Annotated in this window: 16 protein-coding genes; 6 read left to right on the forward strand and 10 right to left on the reverse strand. The window is 71.7% G+C overall.

The window, feature by feature from the left end; all coding sequences use genetic code 11:
• Positions 1–44: 44 nt before the first annotated feature.
• From ACZ4U1_RS12095 to ACZ4U1_RS12110, 4 genes are all read right to left on the reverse strand, one after another.
• A complete protein-coding gene (locus ACZ4U1_RS12095) occupies positions 45–2,174 on the reverse strand; it encodes a 3-hydroxyacyl-CoA dehydrogenase NAD-binding domain-containing protein (RefSeq protein ID WP_467902480.1) in 2,130 nt (709 codons plus the stop codon).
• Entirely contained in the window at positions 2,171–3,388 is a 1,218-nt protein-coding gene (locus ACZ4U1_RS12100; RefSeq protein ID WP_467902481.1) for a thiolase family protein, read from the reverse strand. The genes ACZ4U1_RS12095 and ACZ4U1_RS12100 overlap by 4 nt, the downstream gene beginning before the upstream one ends.
• Positions 3,389–3,505: 117 nt before the next feature.
• Positions 3,506–4,543: a LacI family DNA-binding transcriptional regulator gene (locus ACZ4U1_RS12105; protein ID WP_467902482.1), complete on the reverse strand. Its 1,038-nt coding sequence runs from the start codon at positions 4,541–4,543 to the stop codon at positions 3,506–3,508.
• Positions 4,543–6,945: a glycoside hydrolase family 2 protein gene (locus ACZ4U1_RS12110; RefSeq protein WP_467902484.1), complete on the reverse strand. Its 2,403-nt coding sequence runs from the start codon at positions 6,943–6,945 to the stop codon at positions 4,543–4,545. The genes ACZ4U1_RS12105 and ACZ4U1_RS12110 overlap by 1 nt, the downstream gene beginning before the upstream one ends.
• A gap of 154 nt (positions 6,946–7,099) precedes the next feature.
• Between ACZ4U1_RS12110 and ACZ4U1_RS12115 the strand changes: the two genes are divergently transcribed.
• The 3 genes from ACZ4U1_RS12115 to ACZ4U1_RS12125 are packed head-to-tail and all read left to right on the forward strand — an operon-like array spanning position 7,100 to position 10,115.
• The gene (locus ACZ4U1_RS12115) at positions 7,100–8,416 is read left to right on the forward strand and encodes an ABC transporter substrate-binding protein (protein ID WP_467902486.1); all 1,317 of its coding nucleotides are present in this window, start codon (positions 7,100–7,102) and stop codon (positions 8,414–8,416) included.
• Complete coding sequence (locus tag ACZ4U1_RS12120; RefSeq protein ID WP_467902487.1) at positions 8,383–9,279, forward strand: carbohydrate ABC transporter permease; 897 nt, start codon at positions 8,383–8,385, stop codon at positions 9,277–9,279. The genes ACZ4U1_RS12115 and ACZ4U1_RS12120 overlap by 34 nt, the downstream gene beginning before the upstream one ends.
• Before the next feature lie 5 nt (positions 9,280–9,284).
• A complete protein-coding gene (locus ACZ4U1_RS12125; protein ID WP_467902926.1) occupies positions 9,285–10,115 on the forward strand; it encodes a carbohydrate ABC transporter permease in 831 nt (276 codons plus the stop codon).
• A 13-nt stretch (positions 10,116–10,128) separates the two neighbouring features.
• On the opposite strand, the gene ACZ4U1_RS12130 is transcribed toward ACZ4U1_RS12125, so the two are convergent.
• The 3 genes from ACZ4U1_RS12130 to ACZ4U1_RS12140 form a co-directional block, all read right to left on the reverse strand.
• Positions 10,129–11,418, reverse strand: a complete 1,290-nt coding sequence (locus ACZ4U1_RS12130) for a ribonuclease D (protein ID WP_467902489.1) — start codon at positions 11,416–11,418, stop codon at positions 10,129–10,131.
• A 164-nt stretch (positions 11,419–11,582) separates the two neighbouring features.
• A complete protein-coding gene (locus tag ACZ4U1_RS12135) occupies positions 11,583–12,242 on the reverse strand; it encodes a response regulator transcription factor (protein ID WP_030777669.1) in 660 nt (219 codons plus the stop codon).
• Between the two features lie 260 nt (positions 12,243–12,502).
• A complete protein-coding gene (locus ACZ4U1_RS12140) occupies positions 12,503–13,180 on the reverse strand; it encodes a DUF3000 domain-containing protein (protein WP_467902492.1) in 678 nt (225 codons plus the stop codon).
• A gap of 135 nt (positions 13,181–13,315) precedes the next feature.
• On the opposite strand from ACZ4U1_RS12140, the gene hemE reads away from it, so the two are divergent.
• Positions 13,316–14,374, forward strand: coding sequence for a uroporphyrinogen decarboxylase (gene hemE / locus ACZ4U1_RS12145; protein ID WP_467902494.1), 1,059 nt, complete (start codon positions 13,316–13,318; stop codon positions 14,372–14,374).
• A 13-nt stretch (positions 14,375–14,387) separates the two neighbouring features.
• Here hemE and ACZ4U1_RS12150 read toward each other — a convergent pair whose 3' ends face one another.
• Complete coding sequence (locus tag ACZ4U1_RS12150) at positions 14,388–15,212, reverse strand: rhomboid family intramembrane serine protease (RefSeq protein ID WP_467902495.1); 825 nt, start codon at positions 15,210–15,212, stop codon at positions 14,388–14,390.
• 92 nt (positions 15,213–15,304) lie between these two features.
• On the opposite strand from ACZ4U1_RS12150, the gene ACZ4U1_RS12155 reads away from it, so the two are divergent.
• Positions 15,305–15,586 carry a hypothetical protein gene (locus tag ACZ4U1_RS12155; RefSeq protein WP_059253482.1) on the forward strand — a complete coding sequence of 94 codons (282 nt, stop codon included), beginning with the start codon at positions 15,305–15,307 and terminating at the stop codon, positions 15,584–15,586.
• 161 nt (positions 15,587–15,747) lie between these two features.
• On the opposite strand, the gene ACZ4U1_RS12160 is transcribed toward ACZ4U1_RS12155, so the two are convergent.
• Both ACZ4U1_RS12160 and ACZ4U1_RS12165 read right to left on the reverse strand, forming a co-directional pair.
• Entirely contained in the window at positions 15,748–17,142 is a 1,395-nt protein-coding gene (locus ACZ4U1_RS12160; RefSeq protein ID WP_467902496.1) for an FAD-dependent oxidoreductase, read from the reverse strand.
• Positions 17,143–17,169: 27 nt separating this feature from the next.
• On the reverse strand, positions 17,170–18,123 hold the full coding sequence (locus ACZ4U1_RS12165) for a DUF4349 domain-containing protein (RefSeq protein ID WP_467902498.1): 954 nt from the start codon (positions 18,121–18,123) through the stop codon (positions 17,170–17,172).
• Positions 18,124–18,280: 157 nt separating this feature from the next.
• Between ACZ4U1_RS12165 and hemG the strand changes: the two genes are divergently transcribed.
• Complete coding sequence (gene hemG, locus ACZ4U1_RS12170) at positions 18,281–19,735, forward strand: protoporphyrinogen oxidase (RefSeq protein ID WP_467902499.1); 1,455 nt, start codon at positions 18,281–18,283, stop codon at positions 19,733–19,735.

Below are 19,735 nucleotides of genomic sequence, written 5' to 3' on the forward strand. Positions count from 1 at the left end.
GGGGCCCTTCTCGATGTCACCGGGTGTTACGCGGTCACCGGGTGTTACGCGGGAACGCTCGCCACGCCCGGAGCCAGGAACTTCTTGCCGTTCACACGCTCCGAGACGCCCTCACGGTCCAGGTACGGCGTGATGCCGCCCAGGTGGAAGGGCCAGCCGGCGCCCGTGATCAGGCACAGGTCGATGTCCTGGGCCTCGGCGACGACGCCCTCGTCGAGCATGAGCCCGATCTCCTGCGCCACCGCGTCGAGGACGCGGTCGCGGACCTGCTCCTCGGTCAGCACGACGTCGCCCTGCTTGAGCAGCGCGGCGACCTCCGGGTCCAGCTCCGGCTTGCCGCTGTCGTAGACGTAGAAGCCGCGCTTGCCCGCCTCCACGACCGCCTTGAGGTTCGGGGAGACCTTGAAGCGGTCCGGGAAGGCGCGGTTCAGGGTCTCCGAGACGTGCAGGCCGATCGCCGGGCCGACCAGCTCCAGCAGCACCAGCGGGGACATCGGCAGACCGAGCGGCTCGACGGCCTTCTCGGCGACCTCGACCGGGGTGCCCTCGTCGATGACGTTCTGGATCTCGCCCATGAAGCGGGTCAGGATGCGGTTCACGACGAACGCCGGGGCGTCCTTGACCAGCACCGCGGTCTTCTTCAGCTTCTTGGCGACGGCGAACGCGGTCGCGAGGGACGCGTCGTCGGTCTTCTCGCCGCGGACGATCTCCAGCAGCGGGAGGACGGCCACCGGGTTGAAGAAGTGGAAGCCCACGACCCGCTCGGGGTGCTTGAGCTTCGCGGCCATCTCGGTGACCGACAGCGAGGAGGTGTTGGTGGCGAGGATCGCGTGCGCCGGGGCGACCGCCTCGACCTCCGCGAACACCTGCTGCTTGACGCCGATCTCCTCGAACACGGCCTCGATGACGAAGTCCGCGTCGGAGAAGCCCTCGGCCTTGTCCAGGACACCGGTGACCAGCGCCTTCAGGCGGTTGGCCTTGTCCTGGTTGATACGGCCCTTGCCGAGCAGCTTGTCGATCTCGGCGTGGACGTAGCCCACACCCTTGTCGACGCGCTCCTGGTCGATGTCGGTCAGTACGACCGGCACCTCGAGGCGGCGCAGGAAGAGCAGCGCGAGCTGCGAGGCCATCAGACCGGCGCCGACGACACCGACCTTGGTGACCGGGCGGGCCAGGTTCTTGTCCGGGGCGCCGGCGGGACGCTTGCCGCGCTTCTGGACGAGGTTGAAGGCGTAGATGCCGGCGCGCAGCTCGCCGCCCATGATCAGGTCGGCGAGGGCCTGGTCCTCGGCGTCGTAGCCCTGCTGGAGGTCGCCGTTCTTGGCGGCGGCGATGATGTCGAGGGCGCGGTAGGCGGCCGGAGCGGCGCCGTGCACCTTGGAGTCGGCGATGAAGCGGCCCTTGGCGACGGCCTGGTCCCAGGCCTCACCGCGGTCGATCACCGGACGCTCGACCAAGACGTCGCCCTTGAGGACGTTCGCCGTCCAGATCAGCGACTGCTCCAGGAAGTCGGCACCCTCGAAGATCGCGTCGGCGATCCCGAGGTCGAAGACCTGCTGGCCCTTGAGCTGCTTGTTCTGGTTCAGGCTGTTCTCGATGATGACCGAGACGGCCTTCTCGGCGCCGATCAGGTTCGGCAGGATCGTGCAGCCGCCCCAGCCGGGGACCAGGCCGAGGAAGACCTCGGGGAGCGAGAACGCCGGGATCGCCTTGGAGACGGTCCGGTAGCTGCAGTGCAGGCCGACCTCGACGCCGCCGCCCATCGCGGCACCGTTGTAGTACGCGAAGGTCGGGACCGCGAGGCCCGCGAGGCGCTTGAAGACCTCGTGGCCGCCCTTGCCGATGGCCAGCGCGTCCTCGTGCTTCTTCAGCAGCTCGACGCCCTTGAGGTCGGCGCCGACCGCGAAGATGAACGGCTTGCCGGTGATGCCGACGCCGACGATCTCGCCGTCCGCGGCCTCCTTCTCGACCTGGTCGATGGCGGTGTTGAGGTTCGCCAGCGAGGCCGGGCCGAAGGTGGTCGGCTTGGTGTGGTCGAAGCCGTTGTCCAGCGTGATCAGGGCGAAGCGCCCGGCGCCGTACGGCAGGTCGAGGTGGCGGACGTGCGCGGACGTCACGACCTCGTCGGGGAACAGCTCGGCCGCACCCTTCAGAAGCTCAGCGGTGGTGCTCACTTGTCCCCCTCGAAGTGCGGGTTCTCCCAGATGACCGTCGCGCCCATGCCGAAGCCGACGCACATGGTGGTCAGGCCGTAGCGGACGTGCGGCTGCTCCTCGAACTGGCGGGCCAGCTGCGTCATCAGACGGACGCCGGAGGAGGCCAGCGGGTGGCCGAAGGCGATGGCGCCGCCGTACTGGTTGACGCGCTCGTCGTCGTCCGCGATGCCGTAGTGGTCGAGGAAGGCCAGCACCTGGACGGCGAAGGCCTCGTTGATCTCGAACAGGCCGATGTCGGAGATGTTCAGGCCCGCCTTGGCGAGGGCCTTCTCCGTGGCCGGGATCGGGCCGTAGCCCATGACCTCCGGCTCGACGCCCGCGAAGGCGTACGACACCAGGCGCATCTTGACCGGCAGGTTGTTCTCGCGGGCGAAGTCCTCGGAGGCGATGATCGAGGCGGTCGCACCGTCGTTCAGACCGGCCGCGTTACCGGCGGTGACCCGGCCGTGGACGCGGAACGGCGTCTTCAGGCCCTGGAGGTTCTCCAGGGTCGTGCCCGGGCGCATCGGCTCGTCGGCGGTGACCAGGCCCCAGCCCGTCTCGCCGCCCTCGGGGTTGGTCCGGCGCACCGAGATCGGCACCAGGTCCTGCTGGATCTTGCCGTTGGCGTACGCCTTGGCGGCCTTCTCCTGCGAGCGCACCGCGTACTCGTCCGCGCGCAGCTTGGTGATCTGCGGGTAGCGGTCGTGCAGGTTCTCCGCGGTCATGCCCATGAACAGGGCCGACTCGTCCACCAGCTTCTCGCTCACGAACCGCGGGTTCGGGTCGACGCCCTCGCCCATCGGGTGGCGGCCCATGTGCTCGACGCCACCGGCGATGACGGCGTCGTAGGCACCGAAGGCGATCGAACCGGCGGTGGTCGTCACGGCGGTCAGGGCGCCGGCGCACATGCGGTCGATCGAGTAGCCGGGCACGGACTGCGGCAGACCGGCGAGGATGCCGGCCGTACGGCCGAGGGTGAGCCCCTGGTCACCGATCTGCGTGGTCGCGGCGATGGCGACCTCGTCGATCTTCTTCGGGTCCAGACCGGGGTTGCGGCGCAGCAGCTCCCGGATCGCCTTCACGACAAGGTCGTCGGCGCGGGTCTCGTGGTAGATGCCCTTCGGGCCCGCCTTGCCGAACGGGGTGCGGACGCCGTCGACGAAGACGACGTCCCTGACGGTACGAGGCACGATGGCTCTCCTCCAGATGCGGGATGGCACTGCTGCGTTGCGCTGAGCGCGCGCTCAGAACCCATGCTACTTATGAGTAACGTAGCTGCACAGTCCCGTCGGCTGGAGCGGTGAACGTCACACCGCCGGCGGAGCCGTCGAGCCCCTCGGTGTCAGCACCGGGGTGGACACCGGATGCGAGCCCGGTCCCTCTCCGGTGATCACGCCGAACAGCGTTCGTGCCACCTCCGCCCCGAATCCGTGCACGTCATGGCTCATCGCCGACAGCGTCGGATGGGTCAGCCGGCACAGCTGCGAGTCGTCCCAGGCCAGCAGCGACACGTCGTCCGGCACCCGCAGCCCCATCTCGGCCGCCACCGACAGCCCGGCCACCGCCATGATGTCGTTGTCGTACACGATCGCCGTCGGCCGATCAGGCGGCGCGGCCATGAGCAGGGACCTCGTCGCCCGCGCGCCCGCGTCCCCCGAGAAGTCGGTCGAGACCTGCCACGCCCGGGCCAGCGCCAGCGCCCCCGCGGCCTCGTCGAACGCGGCGGTGCGGATGCCGGTGTGGCCGAGGGCCGCCGACCCGCCGACCCGGGCGATCCGCCGGTGCCCCAGCGCCGCGAGGTACCGCACCGCCTCGCCGACGGCCGTGGCGTCGTCCGTCCACACCGAGGTGAGCCCCCCGGTCAGCGAGGGATGGCCGACGGCGACCACCGGCAGCCCGAGCCGCCGGGCGACCGGCACCCGGGGATCGTCGGCGCGCAGGTCGACCATGATCGAGCCGCCGATGTGCCGGCCCCGCCACCACGCGTCCAGCAGCCCGGCCTCCTCCTCGGGGCTGCGCACCAGCCGGAGCAGCAGCGAGCAGGAGTGCTCGCTCAGCACGCTCTCCACGCCCGAGACGAACTCCATGTAGAACGGCTCCAGGCCCAGCATCCGGGCCGGCCGGCAGACCGCCAGGCCCACCACGTCCACCCGCGCCCCGGCCAGCGACCGCGCGGTGTGGCTCGGCGCCCAGCCCAGGTCCCGGGCCGCCGCGAAGATCCGGTCGCGGGTGGCCTCCGACAGTCCCGGCTTGTGGTTGAAGGCCAGGGACACGGCTCCCTTGGACACGCCGGCGCGGGCGGCGACGTCCTTGATGGTGACGCGGGGAGTCGGAGTCGAGGACATCAGAAGGGCTCCATGCAGGACAGCGCGGAACGTGCGGCGGACGGGTCGGGAGTCTGCCAGCCGCGCACGCCGAACGTGACGCGTTCGCCGGGCAGCAGGGTGACCAGCCCCCGGTCGGTCCGCGCGGCCGGGTCCAGCCGGTCGGCCTGGAGCAGCAGGTCCCGCACCAGCGTACGGGCCGTGACGGTCACCGCCCCGGCAGCCACCTCCACGTCGAACTCGGGCCGCGGGTACGGGATGTCGCGGTCCGGCGCCGGGAAGTACAGGGCCCGCAGCCCTCCCCCGCTCTCGACTTCGCTCGACCGGGGGGACTCCCATGCGTCCGCGACCAGGAACTCCTCGGCGCCGACCGGCTCCAGCCCCGGCGGAACCGGCACCTCGGCCACGGCACGCCGCCCCGCCTCGAACCGCACGTGCGCCTGCCCGGCCACGGCTCCCTCGACGGACATCCGCCGCAGGACCACCGTGCCCGCCCACACCTCCGCCGCCTGGTTGACGGCCGCCAGCACCAGCCCCGGCTCCCGCGCCCGAACCGTCAGCAGCCGGTCCGCGTACAGCCGTTTCAGCTCGTGGTACAGAGGCTTCTCCCGCCCGTCCCCGTCGATCGCCGCCCACGAGGTCACCGGCCAGCAGTCGTTGAGCTGCCAGACGACGGTGCCCGCGCACACCGGCCAGTGCGAGCGCCAGTGCTCGATCCCGGCGGCCACCGCACGCGCCTGGTTGACCTGGGTGAGGTAGTGCCAGCGGTCGAAGTCCCCTACCGGCACGGGGAAGTGACGGGCGAGTCCGCGCTCCAGCTTGCCGTTGCCGTCGTCCGCCTTCTGGTGGTGCAGCATGCCGGGGGAGTCAGGGGCCAGGACCTCTCCGGGCAGCGCCCGCCGCAGGGTGGCGTACGCGGGCGGTGCCTGCCAGCCGAACTCGGCCACGAAACGCGGTACGCCGGCGCGGTAGGCCGCGTAGTCCTCGCGGTTCCACACCTCCCACGAGTGGTGGGTGCCGTGCGCCGGGTCGTTGGGGTGGTGGTCCCAGGAACCGGACCACGGGCTGCCCGCCGTGTACGGCCGCGTGGGGTCCAGCTCGGCCACCACGCGCGGCAGCAGGCCCAGGTAGTACCCCTCGCCCCAGGACGCCCCGGCCAGCCGCCGCTCCCAGTCCCAGTCCCTGAACCCCCACAGGTTCTCGTTGTTGCCGTTCCACAGCACCAGCGAGGGGTGCGGCATCAGCCGTACGACGTTCTCCCGGGCCTCGGCCTCCACCTCGGCGCGCAGCGGCTGCTCCTCCGGGTAGGCCGCGCAGGCGAACGGGAAGTCCTGCCAGACCAGCAGGCCCAGTTCGTCGCAGGCGTCGTAGAAGTCCTCGCTCTCGTAGATCCCGCCACCCCAGACGCGGACCAGGTCCACGCCCGCCCCGGCGGCCTGCGCGAGCCGGTGCCGGTAGCGTTCGCGGGTGATCCGGGAGGGGAACACGTCGTCCGGGATCCAGTTGACGCCCCGGGCGAACAGCCGCTCCCCGTTGACGACCAGCGTGAACCCGGTGCCGTGCGCGTCCGGGCCGCGGTCCAGCTCCACGGTCCGGAAGCCGATCCGGCGCCGCCACACGTCCAGCGGCGCGTCCTCGTGCAGCAGCGTCAACTCGACGTCGTACAGCGGCTGTTCGCCGTAGCCGCGCGGCCACCACAGGCGGGCGTCCGGCACCCGCAGCCGTACCGTCCCGCCGGAGCCCGTGAGGCCGGCCCGGGCCACCCGGCCGCCCACCCGGGCCTCGAGGGCGAGCCGCGCCTCCACCCGGGTCCGCTCGACCTCGACGTGCAATTCCACGACGCCGTCGCCCTCCTCGACGGTGACGAGCGGGCGCACCCGGCTGATCCGGGCCGTCGACCAGTGCTCCAGGCGCGCCGGACGCCAGATTCCGGCCGTCACCAGCGTGGGACCCCAGTCCCAGCCGAAGGAGCAGGCCATCTTGCGCAGGTACTGGTACGGCTCGGCGTAGGCGGCGGGCCGCTCGCCCAGCCGGTCCCGCACCGCCTCCGCCTCGGTGTAGGCGGAGGCGAACCGCACGGCCAGCGCGCCGTCCAGGCCGGTCACGGGGAAGCGGTGGGAGCGGTGCATGTTCCGCACCCGGCCGAGGAGCCGGCCGCCGGCGGTGATCTCGGCGGCGGTGTCGAGGCCGTCGAAGACCAGGTCGGTCTGCTCGTGCCCGGAGGCGGTCCGCAGCTCCGTCTCGTACGTCCACGCCCGCCGCCCCACCCACGCCACCTCGTGCTCGTTGGCGCCGAGGAACGGGTCCGGGATCACCCCGGCCGCGAGCAGATCGGTGTGCACGCACCCCGGCACCCGGGCCGGCAGCCCCGTCCCCTCGTACCGCAGGGTCCAGCCGTCGGTGAGCGGTGTGACCTCCAGCATGCGCACTCCCTAAACCGGTCTATGCCTGTCCTGGACGTGCTTTTCCCATCCTTGGCGGGATTGGGACTTTACCGGTTGAGAAAGCGCTGTCAGAGTGCCGAACCAGCCAACTCGTACGTGCTCGTCCGTCACTTCCCGAACGGAGCTGATGCACATGAACCGCCGTACGACCCTCGCCACGGCCATGGGGGCCGCCGCGCTGCTGCTCGCGGGCTGCACCGGTACCGGAGCCGCCACGAAAGGCGAGGACGCCGTGGCGCCCACCGACCCGGCCCGGGTGAGCGGGACCATCACCGTTCTCACCCAGCGCACCGATCTCGTGCAGGACGGCACGATGGACCGGTACGCGGCCGCGTTCAACCGGACGTACCCCAAGGTGAAGGTGAGGTTCCAGGCCCTCACCGACTACGAGTCCGAAGTCAAGATCCGGATGAACACCGAGAACTACGGTGACGTCCTGATGATCCCCGGAGTCATCAAGAAGAGCGACTACCCGAAGTTCTTCGCCTCGCTCGGCACCCGGTCCGAGCGCGCGAAGAAGTACCGGTTCACCGACTTCACCACCGTCGACGGCAAGGTGTACGGCCAGAGCCCCATCGGCGTCACCCCCGGCTTCGTCCACAACAAGCGCGTCTGGAAGCAGGCCGGGATCACCCGGTGGCCCACGACCCCCGCCGAGTTCCTCGCCGACCTCGAGGCGATCAAGCAGAAGACCGGCGCGGTCCCGTACTACACCAACTTCGCCGCCGGCTGGACCCTGACCTCCTGGACCTTCGTCAACGGCTCCGTGCACTGCGACACCGGCGCCACCACCGAGCTGGCCGAGGGCGACCCCTGGGCCGAGGGCGCCGACCTGCGCGTCGGTGACACCCTCCTCTACGACATCGTCCACCGGGGCCTGGCCGAGAAGGACCCGACGACCACCAACTGGGAAGCGTCCAAGGGGCGGTTGGCGAAGGGCGAGATCGCCACGGAGTGGCTCGGCACCTGGGCCGTCATCCAGTTCCGGGACGCGGCGAAGAAGGCCGGCCAGAACCCCGACGACATCGGATTCATGCCGTTCCCGGCCCAGGCCGGCGGCACGTTCTGCGCGGTGGTCGGCCCCGACTACAACCAGGCCGTCAACATCCACTCGGAACACAAGGACGCGGCCCGCGCCTGGATCGACTGGTTCACCGACAAGTCCGGGTACGCCGAGGACAACCTGGCGGTCTCCCCGCTGAAGGACGCACCCCTGCCGAGCGTCCTCGAGCCGTACGAGGACGCGGGCGTGAAGTTCATCGAGCTGGACGACACCGCCGGCGCGCGGGTCAAGCGGATCGACTCCGAGTCCGAGGTCGGCATCAACGCCCCCGACTACCGCCGGAAGCTCGTCGACCTCGCCCGCGGAGCCCGCGGTGGCAGCCTCGACGCCTTCCTGGACGACCTTGGGAAGAAGTGGACCGAGACGGCGAAGCGGGTGGGTTCCTGATGCGCCGGCGCAACGTCACCCCCTGGCTCTTCCTGCTCGTCCCGCTCGCCCTGCTGATCACCTTCACCTACGCGCCGATCGTCGACATGGTCGCGTACAGCTTCACCGACTGGGACGGTGTCAGCCCCGAACTCCGCTACACCGGCGCCCACAACTACGCGGAGATCTTCACCCGGCAGGACCTCTTCGAGGTCTTCTTCGTCAGCGGCTACTACCTGGCCGCCTCCGCCGTGCAGATCGCCGCCGCGCTCTACTTCGCGACCATCCTCAGCTTCAACGTCCGCTTCCGGAACTTCTTCAAGGGCGTCCTGTTCTTCCCGTCCCTGATCAACGGCGTGGCGATCGGCTTCGTCTTCCTGTACTTCTTCCAGGACGGCGGCACCCTCGACACCGTGCTGCGCCTGTTCGGCGTGCACAGCGACCACGCCTGGCTGGGCACCCCGTTCTCCGCGAACACCTCACTGGCCGGTGTCTCGGTGTGGCGCTACCTGGGCCTGAACTTCGTGCTCTTCCTCGGCGCCATCCAGTCCATCCCCGGCGAGCTGTACGAGGCGGCCGAGCTGGACGGCGCGAACCGCTGGCAGCAGTTCCGCCACATCATCGCCCCCGGCATCAAACCCGTCGTCACCCTCACGGTCATCCTCTCCGTCTCCGGCTCCCTGGCGGTCTTCGAGGTGCCGTACATCATGACCGGCGGCGCGACCGGCACGGAGACGTTCGTGACCCAGACGGTGAAGCTGGCCTTCCAGTACAACAAGACCGGCCTCGCCTCGGCGGCCGCCGTCGTCCTGCTGCTGATCGTCCTGGCGGTGACCTGGCTGCAACGGCGGCTCGTCCCCGACGACCGGGTGGACCTCGTATGACCCGCCTGACACGCCGCGTCGCCGCCCGCGCCCTGGTCTACGCGAGCCTGGTCGCCGCCACGCTCGTCGTGCTGCTCCCGCTGGCCGTCGTCCTGCTCACCTCCCTGAAGTCCTCCCGGGAGATGACCGACGGCAGCGGTGCCCTCACCCCGCCCGACGACCTGCTGAACCTCCACAACTACGTGACCGCCTTCCAGGACGGCCGGATGCTCCGAGCGCTCGGCAACACGCTCTTCATCGTGGTGTTCGCCATCGGCGGCACGGTCCTGATCGGCTCGATGACGGCCTACGCCATCGACCGCTTCACCTTCCGCTTCAAGAAACTGGTGGTGGCGCTGTTCCTGCTGGCCGCGCTGGTCCCCGGGGTGACCACCCAGGTGGCCACCTTCCAGATCGTGACCAGCTTCGGCCTCTTCGACACCCGCTGGGCGCCGATCGTGCTCTACATGGGCACGGACATCGTCTCGATCTACATCTTCCTGCAGTTCATCCGCTCCATCCCCGTCTCCCTGGACGAGGCGGCCCGCCTGGACGGCGCGAACGCGTTCACCGTCTACCGCCGGATCATCCTGCCGCTGCTCAAACCGGCGATCGCCACGGTGGTGATCGTGAAGGGGATCGCCGTCTACAACGACTTCTACATCCCGTTCCTCTACATGCCCTCCCAGGATCTTGGCGTGATCTCGACGTCCCTGTTCCGCTTCCGCGGCCCCTACGGCGCCCACTGGGAGATCATCTCGGCCGGCACGGTGCTGGTGATCCTGCCGACACTGATCGTCTTCCTCGCACTGCAGCGGTTCATCTACAACGGCTTCATGCGAGGAGCGACGAGGTGACGCGTCGCGGTGCCTAGGCGTCCTTGGCCATCAGCGCGTCCACCAGCACCGGTGTCACCAGCTCCACCTGCCACGCACGCGCGCCGTACCCGGCCAGCGCCGCCTCCACGGACCCGGCGTCGACCACCTTCGGCGGCTCCCAGCAGATCCGCCGTACCGTGTCCGGAGAGATCACGTTCTCCTGGGGCATGTTCAGCCGCTCGGCGAGAGCGGTCACCCCCGCCCGCGCGGCGGACAGCCGGGCAGCGGCGGCGGGGTCCTTGTCGGCCCAGGCCCGCGGCGGAGGCGGCCCGGTCACCGGCTGGCCCGGCTGCGGCAGGGCGCTGTCGGGCAGGGCCTTGGCCCGGTCCACGGCGGCCTGCCACTGCTCCAGCTGACGCCGCCCCATCCGGTGCCCGAACCCGTTCAGCCCGGCGAGGACGTGCACATTGCCCGGCAGGGCCAGCGCGGCCTCCACGATGGCCGCGTCGCTCAGCACCTTGCCCGGCGACACGTCCCGGCGCTGGGCGATCCGGTCGCGCGTCTCCCACAGCTCACGGACGACGGCGAGCTGCCGGCGACGGCGCACCTTGTGCATCCCGGACGTCCGGCGCCAGGGATCCTTCCTCGGCTCGGCGGGCGGCGCGCTCGCGATCGCGTCGAACTCCTGGAGCGCCCACTCCAGCTTGCCCTGCCGGTCCAGCTCCTTCTCCAGGGCGTCCCGCAGGTCGACGAGCAGCTCGACGTCGAGCGCGGCGTACCGCAGCCAGGGCTCGGGGAGCGGCCGGGTCGACCAGTCGACGGCGGAGTGGCCCTTCTCCAGGACGAAGCCGAGGACGCCCTCCACCATGGCGCCGAGGCCGACCCGGGGGAAGCCGGCGAGCCGGCCGGCCAGCTCGGTGTCGAACAGCCGGGCCGGGACCATGCCTATCTCGCGCAGGCAGGGCAGGTCCTGGGTGGCCGCGTGCAGCACCCACTCGACGCCGGACAGGGCCTCGCCGAGGCCGGACAGGTCGGGGCAGGCGACGGGGTCGACGAGCGCGGTCCCGGCGCCCTCGCGGCGCAGCTGCACCAGGTAGGCGCGCTGGCCGTAGCGGTAGCCGGAGGCGCGCTCGGCGTCCACGGCGACGGGGCCGGAGCCGGCGGCGAACGCGGCGATCACCTGCGCGAGGCCGGCCTCGTCGGCGATCACGGGCGGAACGCCCTCGCGGGGTTCGAGCAACGGAGTCGGCGCCCCCGTCACAGAAGATCCGGCGTCGTCCGGAGGGGTGCCTCCGGTGATACGCAGGGAACTGTCTGCTGCGGTCTCTTGGGCGTCGGTCACCTGTCAAGGGTATCCGTGTGTGGACAGCACCCGTCGACGGAACGTTCCGTCGACGGGTGCGGGAGGGTCGTAAACCAGTCAGATCGGGGCACGGGCCGGTTCACGTGAGTGAACCGGGGATTCCGTCGAAAGGGGTATCGGGTGGGCTCAGTGGGGGATCCCGCTCAGTGGATGATCCCGGTGCGCAGGGCCACGGCGACCATGCCGGCGCGGTCGCCCGTGCCGAGCTTGCGGGCGATGCGGGCGAGGTGGCTCTTCACGGTGAGGGCGGACAGACCCATGGACACGCCGATCGCCTTGTTCGACTGGCCCTCCGCGACCAGCCGGAGCACCTCGACCTCGCGTCCGGACAGCTCGCGGTAGCCGCCCGGGTGGCTCGGGGCACCCGGGGGGCGGCGGTGCATACGGGCGGCGGCGCCGAGGGGAGCGGCACCGGGTCGGGTGGGGAGCCCGATGTTGGTGCGGGTGCCGGTGACGACGTAGCCCTTGACGCCGCCGGCCAGCGCGTTGCGGACCGCGCCGATGTCGTCGGCGGCGGAGAGGGCGAGTCCGTTGGGCCAGCCCGCGGCGCGGGTCTCGGACAGCAGGGTGAGGCCGGAGCCGTCGGGCAGGTGGACGTCGGCGACGCAGATGTCGCGCGGGTTGCCGATGCGGGGACGAGCCTCCGCGATGGACGAGGCCTCGATGACATCGCGCACCCCGAGCGCCCACAGATGGCGGGTGACGGTGGAGCGGACGCGGGGGTCGGCCACGACCACCATGGCGGTCGGCTTGTTCGGGCGGTAGGCGACCAGGCTTGCGGGTTGCTCAAGGAGAACGGACACCAGGCCTCCTGGGTGGGGGACGGGGCCGGCTTGTGGGGATGAAGCCGGGACGAACCGTGCTTTCAAGGTCACAGTCGTCTTCGGCAGCAAACTCGTCCGCCTTTAGAGAATGATCACGATCTAGTGAGTAACAATCTGTGCAATTCGGACACGCGATCGATCATCCGAAGATCGAGTCGGTTCGAGCGGGTGCGATTCGAGTGCGGAAAGTGGCCGTATCGACAAAGAGATGGTCAATAGGGCGTTTCGCGGGTGACCGGTCAGCGGGACTGTGGACCCCGGCGCTGCGGGAGGGTCACCACCGACGCGTCGCCCGGACCGGCCGGCGGCAGGCCCGCGACCTGCGCCAGCAGATCGCACCACGCGACCAGGTGCGCGGCCGTGTCCGGCACCCCGCCGAGGCCCTCCCGCGGCGTCCAGGACGCCCGGATCTCGATCTGCGAGGCGGCCGGCCGCTCGGCGAGACCCCCGAAGTAGTGCGAACTGGCACGCGTGATCGTGCCGCTCGGCTCGCCGTAGCCCAGCCCGCGCGCGCCCAGCGCCCCGGTCAGCCACGACCAGCACACCTCGGGCAGCAGCGGATCCGCCGCCATCTCCGGCTCCAGCTCCGCGCGCACCAGCGTCACCAGCCGGAACGTGCCCCGCCAGGCGTCGTGCCCGGCCGGGTCGTGCAGCAGCACCAGCCGCCCGTCGGCCAGCTCCTGCTCGCCGTCGACCACCACCGCCTCCAGCGCGTACGCGTACGGCGCGAGCCGCTTCGGGGCGGGCGTCGGCTCCACCTCCACCTGCGGCCTCAGCCGGCAGCCGCGCAGGGCCTCGACCGCGGTGCGGAAAGCCGGCGGACCCGAGGCACCGGGGTGCCCGTCCGCCTCCTCGGTGTCCTTCACGTCGCCCGTTCCGTCAGCGCTGTCCGACATTCGTCCGTGAGCCGCAGCCATGCGGGGAAGAGTAAGGGGAAGCGGGGCTCGGTGCAGGGCAAGACACAGTCGGCGGCCGCGGGCAGTCGCGCTCCGGCCGGGCGGCGGCCCGCACACCGGACGAACGCCGCCGCGACGGCATGCGAAACTTGCCTCGTGACCGCCAACGAGACCACGCAGCCGACAGCGACGTACGACAGCGCCTTCCTCAAGGCGTGCAGGCGCGAACCCGTGCCGCACACCCCCGTGTGGTTCATGCGCCAGGCCGGCCGCTCCCTGCCCGAGTACCGCAAGGTGCGCGAGGGCGTGCCGATGCTGGAGTCCTGCATGCGGCCCGAGCTGGTCACCGAGATCACCCTCCAGCCGGTGCGCCGGCACGACGTGGACGCGGCGATCTTCTTCAGCGACATCGTGGTCCCGCTGAAGGCCATCGGTCTCGATCTCGACATCAAGCCCGGCGTCGGCCCGGTCGTCGAGCAGCCCATCCGCACCCGCGCCGACCTGGCCCGACTGCGCGACCTCACCCCCGAGGACGTCCCGTACGTCACCGAGGCCATCGGCCTGCTCACCCGCGAGCTGGGCGCCACCCCGCTGATCGGGTTCGCGGGCGCGCCGTTCACCCTCGCGAGCTACCTGGTCGAGGGCGGCCCCTCGCGCACGTACGAGAACGCCAAGGCGATGATGTACGGCGACCCCGAGCTGTGGGCCGACCTGCTGGACCGGCTCGCCGACATCACGGCAGCGTTCCTGAAGGTGCAGATCGAGGCCGGCGTGAGCGCCGTCCAGCTCTTCGACTCCTGGGCCGGCGCACTGGCCCCGGCGGACTACCGGAACTCGGTCATGCCCGCCTCCGCGAAGGTCTTCGACGCGGTCGCCGGGTACGGCGTCCCGCGCATCCACTTCGGTGTGGGCACCGGCGAGCTGCTGAAGCTCATGGGCGAGGCCGGCGCGGACGTCGTCGGCGTCGACTGGCGCGTCCCGCTGGACGAGGCCCGGCGCCGGGTCGGCCCCGGCAAGGCGCTCCAGGGCAACCTGGACCCGACGGTCCTTTTCACCGACAAGGACACCGTCGCGGCCAAGGCCCGCGAGGTGCTCGACGCCGCCGCCGGCCTGGAGGGGCACGTCTTCAACCTCGGCCACGGCGTCCTGCCGAACACCGACCCGGACGCGCTGACCCGTCTCGTGGAGTACGTCCACACCGCGACCGCGCGCTGACCCGCCGGGTGGCTCACCACGAGTAGTGGGGCCGCGCGCGCCTGCCGAAGAGCAGGCCGGGCGGCTCCGGCGGGGGTGGCGTGCCGGGCTTGAGCGGCCAGGCGAGCAGCATGCCCGCCACGAAGCCGACCACGTGCGCCGCGTACGCCACCGTGCCGGCGCCGGACACCCCGTGCCCGGACGAGTACACCGCCTGGAGCCCGAACCAGAAGCCCAGCACCAGCCACGCGGGCAGGCGCAGCGGCAGGAACACCAGGAACGGCACCAGGACCCACACCCTGGCCTTCGGATACAGCACCAGATAGGCGCCGAGGACCCCGGCGATCGCACCGGACGCCCCGATCAGGGGGTCGCCTGAGCTGTCGTTGAGCAGCGCGAAGCCGTAGCCGGCCGCGTAGCCGCAGACGACGTAGAAGAGGAAGTAGCGGATGTGGCCCATCCGGTCCTCGACGTTGTTGCCGAAGATCAGCAGGAAGAGCATGTTGCCCAGCAGGTGCAGCCAGCCGCCGTGCAGGAACATCGCCGTGAAGACCGACAGCGCCGGGGACTTGTCGTAGCCGGGCGGCGCCACGACACAGCCCGGGCCGTGCGGGCCCACGCCGATGTCCCCGGTCGGCACGACCCGGGGCATCTGATGGTGGATCAGTTCCCGGGGGACGGCCGCGTAGTGGTCCATGAAGGCCTGGAGGTGGCACAGCTGGGCCAGCTCACTGCTGCCGGCCACGGAACCGGCTATGCCGGGCGTGGTGACGAACACCAGCACATTGGCGGCGATGAGCGCGTACGTCACCCAGGGCGTGCGGCGCACCGGGTTCACGTCATGGACGGGGATGACCACACAGAAGTAGTGCCCGCGATCGGCCGTGCGAATCGGTGAACACCGCCGGGCGGGTGTGCGTATCTCTTCACAACCGACGTGAGGATCAGGCGATGACGAACGCTCCGCAGGTTTCGGCGATGCACGCTCTGCCCGACGGCGAGGCCGAGCTGTCTCTGGTGGTACGGCTTCCCTGGGAGGATGTCGCGCGGCTCGGCCAGGAGGCGGGGCGGCTCGCCTCGCAGATGCAGCGGCCCGTGACGCTGGACGAGGCGGTGAGCTACCGTCTCCGCTCCGCCCGCCCTTCGGCCACCCACGCGAAGCCCTCCGGCGAGCAGCCGGCGGCTGTGTCGTCGGCGGTCACGTCGCTGCCGCGGATCAGCGGGACGGCCTAGGGGGGTTTCGTTCGGATCAGCCCGGGTCCGCGACGCCCGGCACGGCACCTCGCCGCGTTGTCGGATCACCCGAGTACGCCCAGTACGCGGGTCATCCTCCGCCTTGCGATGCACCGCACCGGACGCCGCGGCCTGATCCGACCTGATCCGAACGAAACCCCCTAGGCGGCCCGCACCTTCGCCGCTGCCTTTCTCGCCGCCACCAGGATCGGGTCCCACACCGGTGAGAACGGCGGGGCGTAGCCCAGGTCCAGGGCTGTCATCTGTTCCACCGTCATCTGCGCGGTGAGCGCCACCGCCGCGATGTCGACCCGCTTCGCCGCCCCCTCCCGGCCGACGATCTGCACGCCGAGCAGCCGCCCGGTGCGGGACTCGGCGAGCATCTTGACCGTCATGGGGGCGGCACCGGGGTAGTAGCCGGCGCGGCTGGTCGACTCGATGGTGACCGTCTCGAAGCGGAGGCCGACCCGGCGGGCGTCCTTCTCCCGCAGCCCGGTGCGGGCGATCTCCAGGTCGCAGACCTTGCTGACCGCCGTGCCGACGACCCCGGGGAAGGTGGCGTAACCGCCGCCGGCGTTGGTGCCGATGACCTGGCCGTGCTTGTTGGCGTGGGTGCCGAGCGGCACGTACTGGACCTGGCCGGAGACCAGGTTCAGCACCTCCACGCAGTCGCCGCCCGCCCAGATGTTCTCGTGCCCGCGCACCCGCATCGCCAGGTCGGTGAGCAGGCCGCCGTGCGCGCCGAGCGGCAGCCCGGCCGCGCGCGCGAGGGCGGTCTCCGGACGGACGCCGATGCCCAGGATCACCACGTCCGCGGGGTACTCGGCGTCCTCGGTCGCCACCGCCCGCACCCGGCCGTCCTCGCCGGTGAGCAGCTTGGTGACCTCGGCGTCGTCGACCATGGTGATGCCGAGGCCCTCCATGGCCCGGTGCACCAGCCGGCCCATGTCCGGGTCGAGCGTCGACATGGGCTCCTTGCCGCGGTTGACGACCGTCACCTCGAAGCCCCGGCTGATCAGCGCCTCGGCCATCTCGACGCCGATGTAGCCGGCCCCGACGACCACCGCCCTGCGGCCACGCGTGCGTGCCAGGGTGTCGAGCAGGGCCTGCCCGTCGTCCAGGGTCTGCACACCGTGCACACCGGGGGCGTCCGCGCCGGGCAGGTCCGGGCGGACCGGGCGGGCACCGGTGGCGATGACGAGCTTGTCGTACGGCGTCCAGGACTCGGCGCCGGAATCGACGTCACGCGCGCGTACCCGCTGCCCGGCCACGTCGATCTCCGTGACCTCGGTGCGCAGCCGCAGATCGATCCCCCGCGCGCGGTGCTCCTCGGGTGTCCGGGCGACGAGCCGGTCCCGCTCGGGGACCTCCCCGCCCACCCAGTACGGGATCCCGCACGCCGAGAAGGAGGTGAAGTGGCCGCGCTCGAAGGCCACGATCTCCAGTTCCTCGGGCCCCTTCAGCCGCCGTGCCTGCGATGCCGCGGACATGCCCGCGGCGTCGCCGCCGACCACGACCAGCCGTTCCCTGCCGCCCCGCCCCTCGCTCATGCTCATGGGAACACGCTACGGGGTGCGGGCATTTCAGTCCCGCTCGGTCTCCTCCGCCGGGTCCGGGGCCGGGCGGGCCGACGGGAGCGGGCCGAGCGCGGTCATCGCCGGTGCGGGCTGCGCGCGGTGCGGCAGCCGGGGCCGTACGACCCGCAGCCACAGCAGCACCAGGAGCCCGGCGAGGGCCGCGAACGGCAGGGCGGCGCCGAGCGCGAGGACGATCCAGCGCAGCATCGCGACGAACACGTGCCAGCCGCCGGCCAGCGCGTCCGTGACGCCCGGTGTGCCGTCCGCCTGCCGTACCGGGGTCTCGGACAGCGAGAGGGTGACGGTGGCCAGGCTGGTGCGGTCCTTCAGGGACGCCTGCCGGGCCAGCAGTGCCTCCAGGTCGGCCTGACGGCTGCTCAGTTCCCCTTCGAGGCTGACCACGTCGCTCAGTTTCGTCGCCTTGTCCATCAGCGTGCGGATCCGGTCCACGCTGGCCCGCTGCGACTTGATCCGGCTGTCGACGTCCACGACCTGGTCGCTGACGTCGACCGCCTTGGCCGTGCGGTCGACCACCCGGCCCGTGCCCTGCAGTCCGGCGAGGACCTCGTCGTACCGCTCGGTGGGCACGCGCAGCACGACCCGGGTGTGCTCGTGGCCGTCGGCGTCCCGGCCCGTCGTCTCCTTGCCGACGAAGCCGCCCGCCTCCTCTGCGGTCGTGCGGGCCGTCGCCAGCGCCTTGGGTACGTCCTTGACCTCGACGGTGAGGGAGGCGGTCCGGATGATGGCGTCCGCGGTGAGCTTCGGCGTCTCCCGGCCGGCCTTGCTGTACTCGGCCCTGCCGCCGGAGGCGCCTTCCGGCCGCGCCCTGCTGTCCCCGGCGGACTTCGCCGAGCCGCCGCTCGTGTCGTCCGCGCCGCTGCACCCGGCGAGCGCGAGGGAGGCGGCGAGCAGGACCCCGGCCAGGGTCCGCAGGCGACGTGCGGTGTGTGGTGTGCGCATGGCTGGTACCCCCGAGGGATGTGTGCTGTGACGGTCCTTCGACGGCGGGGCGTGCGGAAACGTTTGACGGCGGCGGTTCCGAAGGGGTCACGGTCCGGACTCGTGACGGACACCGCCTCCCGGCGGGAGTGTCAGTGGGGTCTGAGAGAGTGGGGACATGAGCGCAACGGGTAGGAGCTTGGGGCACGTCGTCGTGATCGGGGCCGGCATCGCCGGGCTGGCCGCCGCGCACCGGCTGCTGGGGCGCGGAGCGCGCGTGACCGTCCTGGAGGCCGGCGACCGGGTCGGCGGCAAGCTGCTGCCCGGCGAGATCGCCGGTGTGCGGGTCGACCTGGGCGCCGAGTCCATGCTCGCCCGCCGCCCCGAGGCGGTGACGCTCGCACGGGAGGCGGGCCTCGGCGAGTCGCTGCAGCCGCCGGCCACCGCGACCGCCTCGATCTGGACCCGGGGCGCCCTGCGGCCCATGCCCAAGGGCCACGTCATGGGCGTGCCCGGCACCGCCGCCGCGCTCTCCGGCGTCCTCTCCGACGAGGGCCTGGCCCGCATCGAGCGCGACGCCGCCCTGCCCCGCACCGAGATCGGTGACGACGTGGCCGTGGGGGAGTACGTGGCGGCCCGGCTCGGCCGCGAGGTCGTCGACCGGCTGGTCGAACCCCTCCTCGGCGGGGTCTACGCGGGCGACGCGTACCGCATCTCGATGCGCTCGGCCGTCCCGCAGCTCTTCCAGGCCGCGCGCACCCACACCTCCCTCACCGAGGGCGTCCGGGAGATCCAGGCCAAGGCCGCCGCGCAGCAGCAGACCGGGCCGGTCTTCATGGGCATCGCCGGCGGGATCGGGCGGCTGCCGCTCGCGGTCGCCGAGTCGGTGCGCGCGCGGGGCGGCGAGATCCTGACCGGGACGCCCGCGCGTGAGCTGCGCCGGGAGGCGGCCGGCGGCTGGCGGATCACCGCCGGTGAGCGCGTGCTGCACGCCGACGCCGTGATCGTCGCCGTACCCGCCCCGGCAGCCGCCGGACTGCTGCGTGCCGAGTCCCCGGGGGCCGCCGCCGAGCTGTCCGCCGTCGAGTACGCCTCGATGGCCCTGATCACCCTCGCCTACCGGCGCGCCGACCTGCGCCTGCCCGAGGGCAGCGGCTTCCTGGTGCCGCCCGTCGACGGCCGCACCATCAAGGCCTCCACCTTCGCCTCCCAGAAGTGGGGCTGGATCGCCGAGGAGGACCCGGACGTGGTCGTCCTGCGCACCTCGGTGGGCCGCTACGGCGAGACGGAGATCCTCGGCCGGGACGACGCCGACCTCGTGGCGGTCTCCCGGCACGACCTGCGGGAGGCCACCGGCCTGGACGCGGCACCCCTGCGGACCCGGGTCACCCGCTGGACCGACGGCCTGCCCCAGTACCCCGTCGGGCACCACGCGCGCGTGGCCCGTGTCCGCGAGCACGTCGCCAAGCTCCCGGGACTCGCGGTGTGCGGCGCGCAGTACGACGGCGTCGGCATCCCCGCGTGCATCGCGAGCGCGTACGCGGCGGTGGACCAGCTGGGCGGCGACCTGTCCGGGGCCCGGGAGCTGACGGCCAACCCGGTGCAGAGCCTGCACGGCGGAGCGGGAGAATAG

This window comes from Streptomyces sp. NPDC028928 (assembly GCF_055564915.1).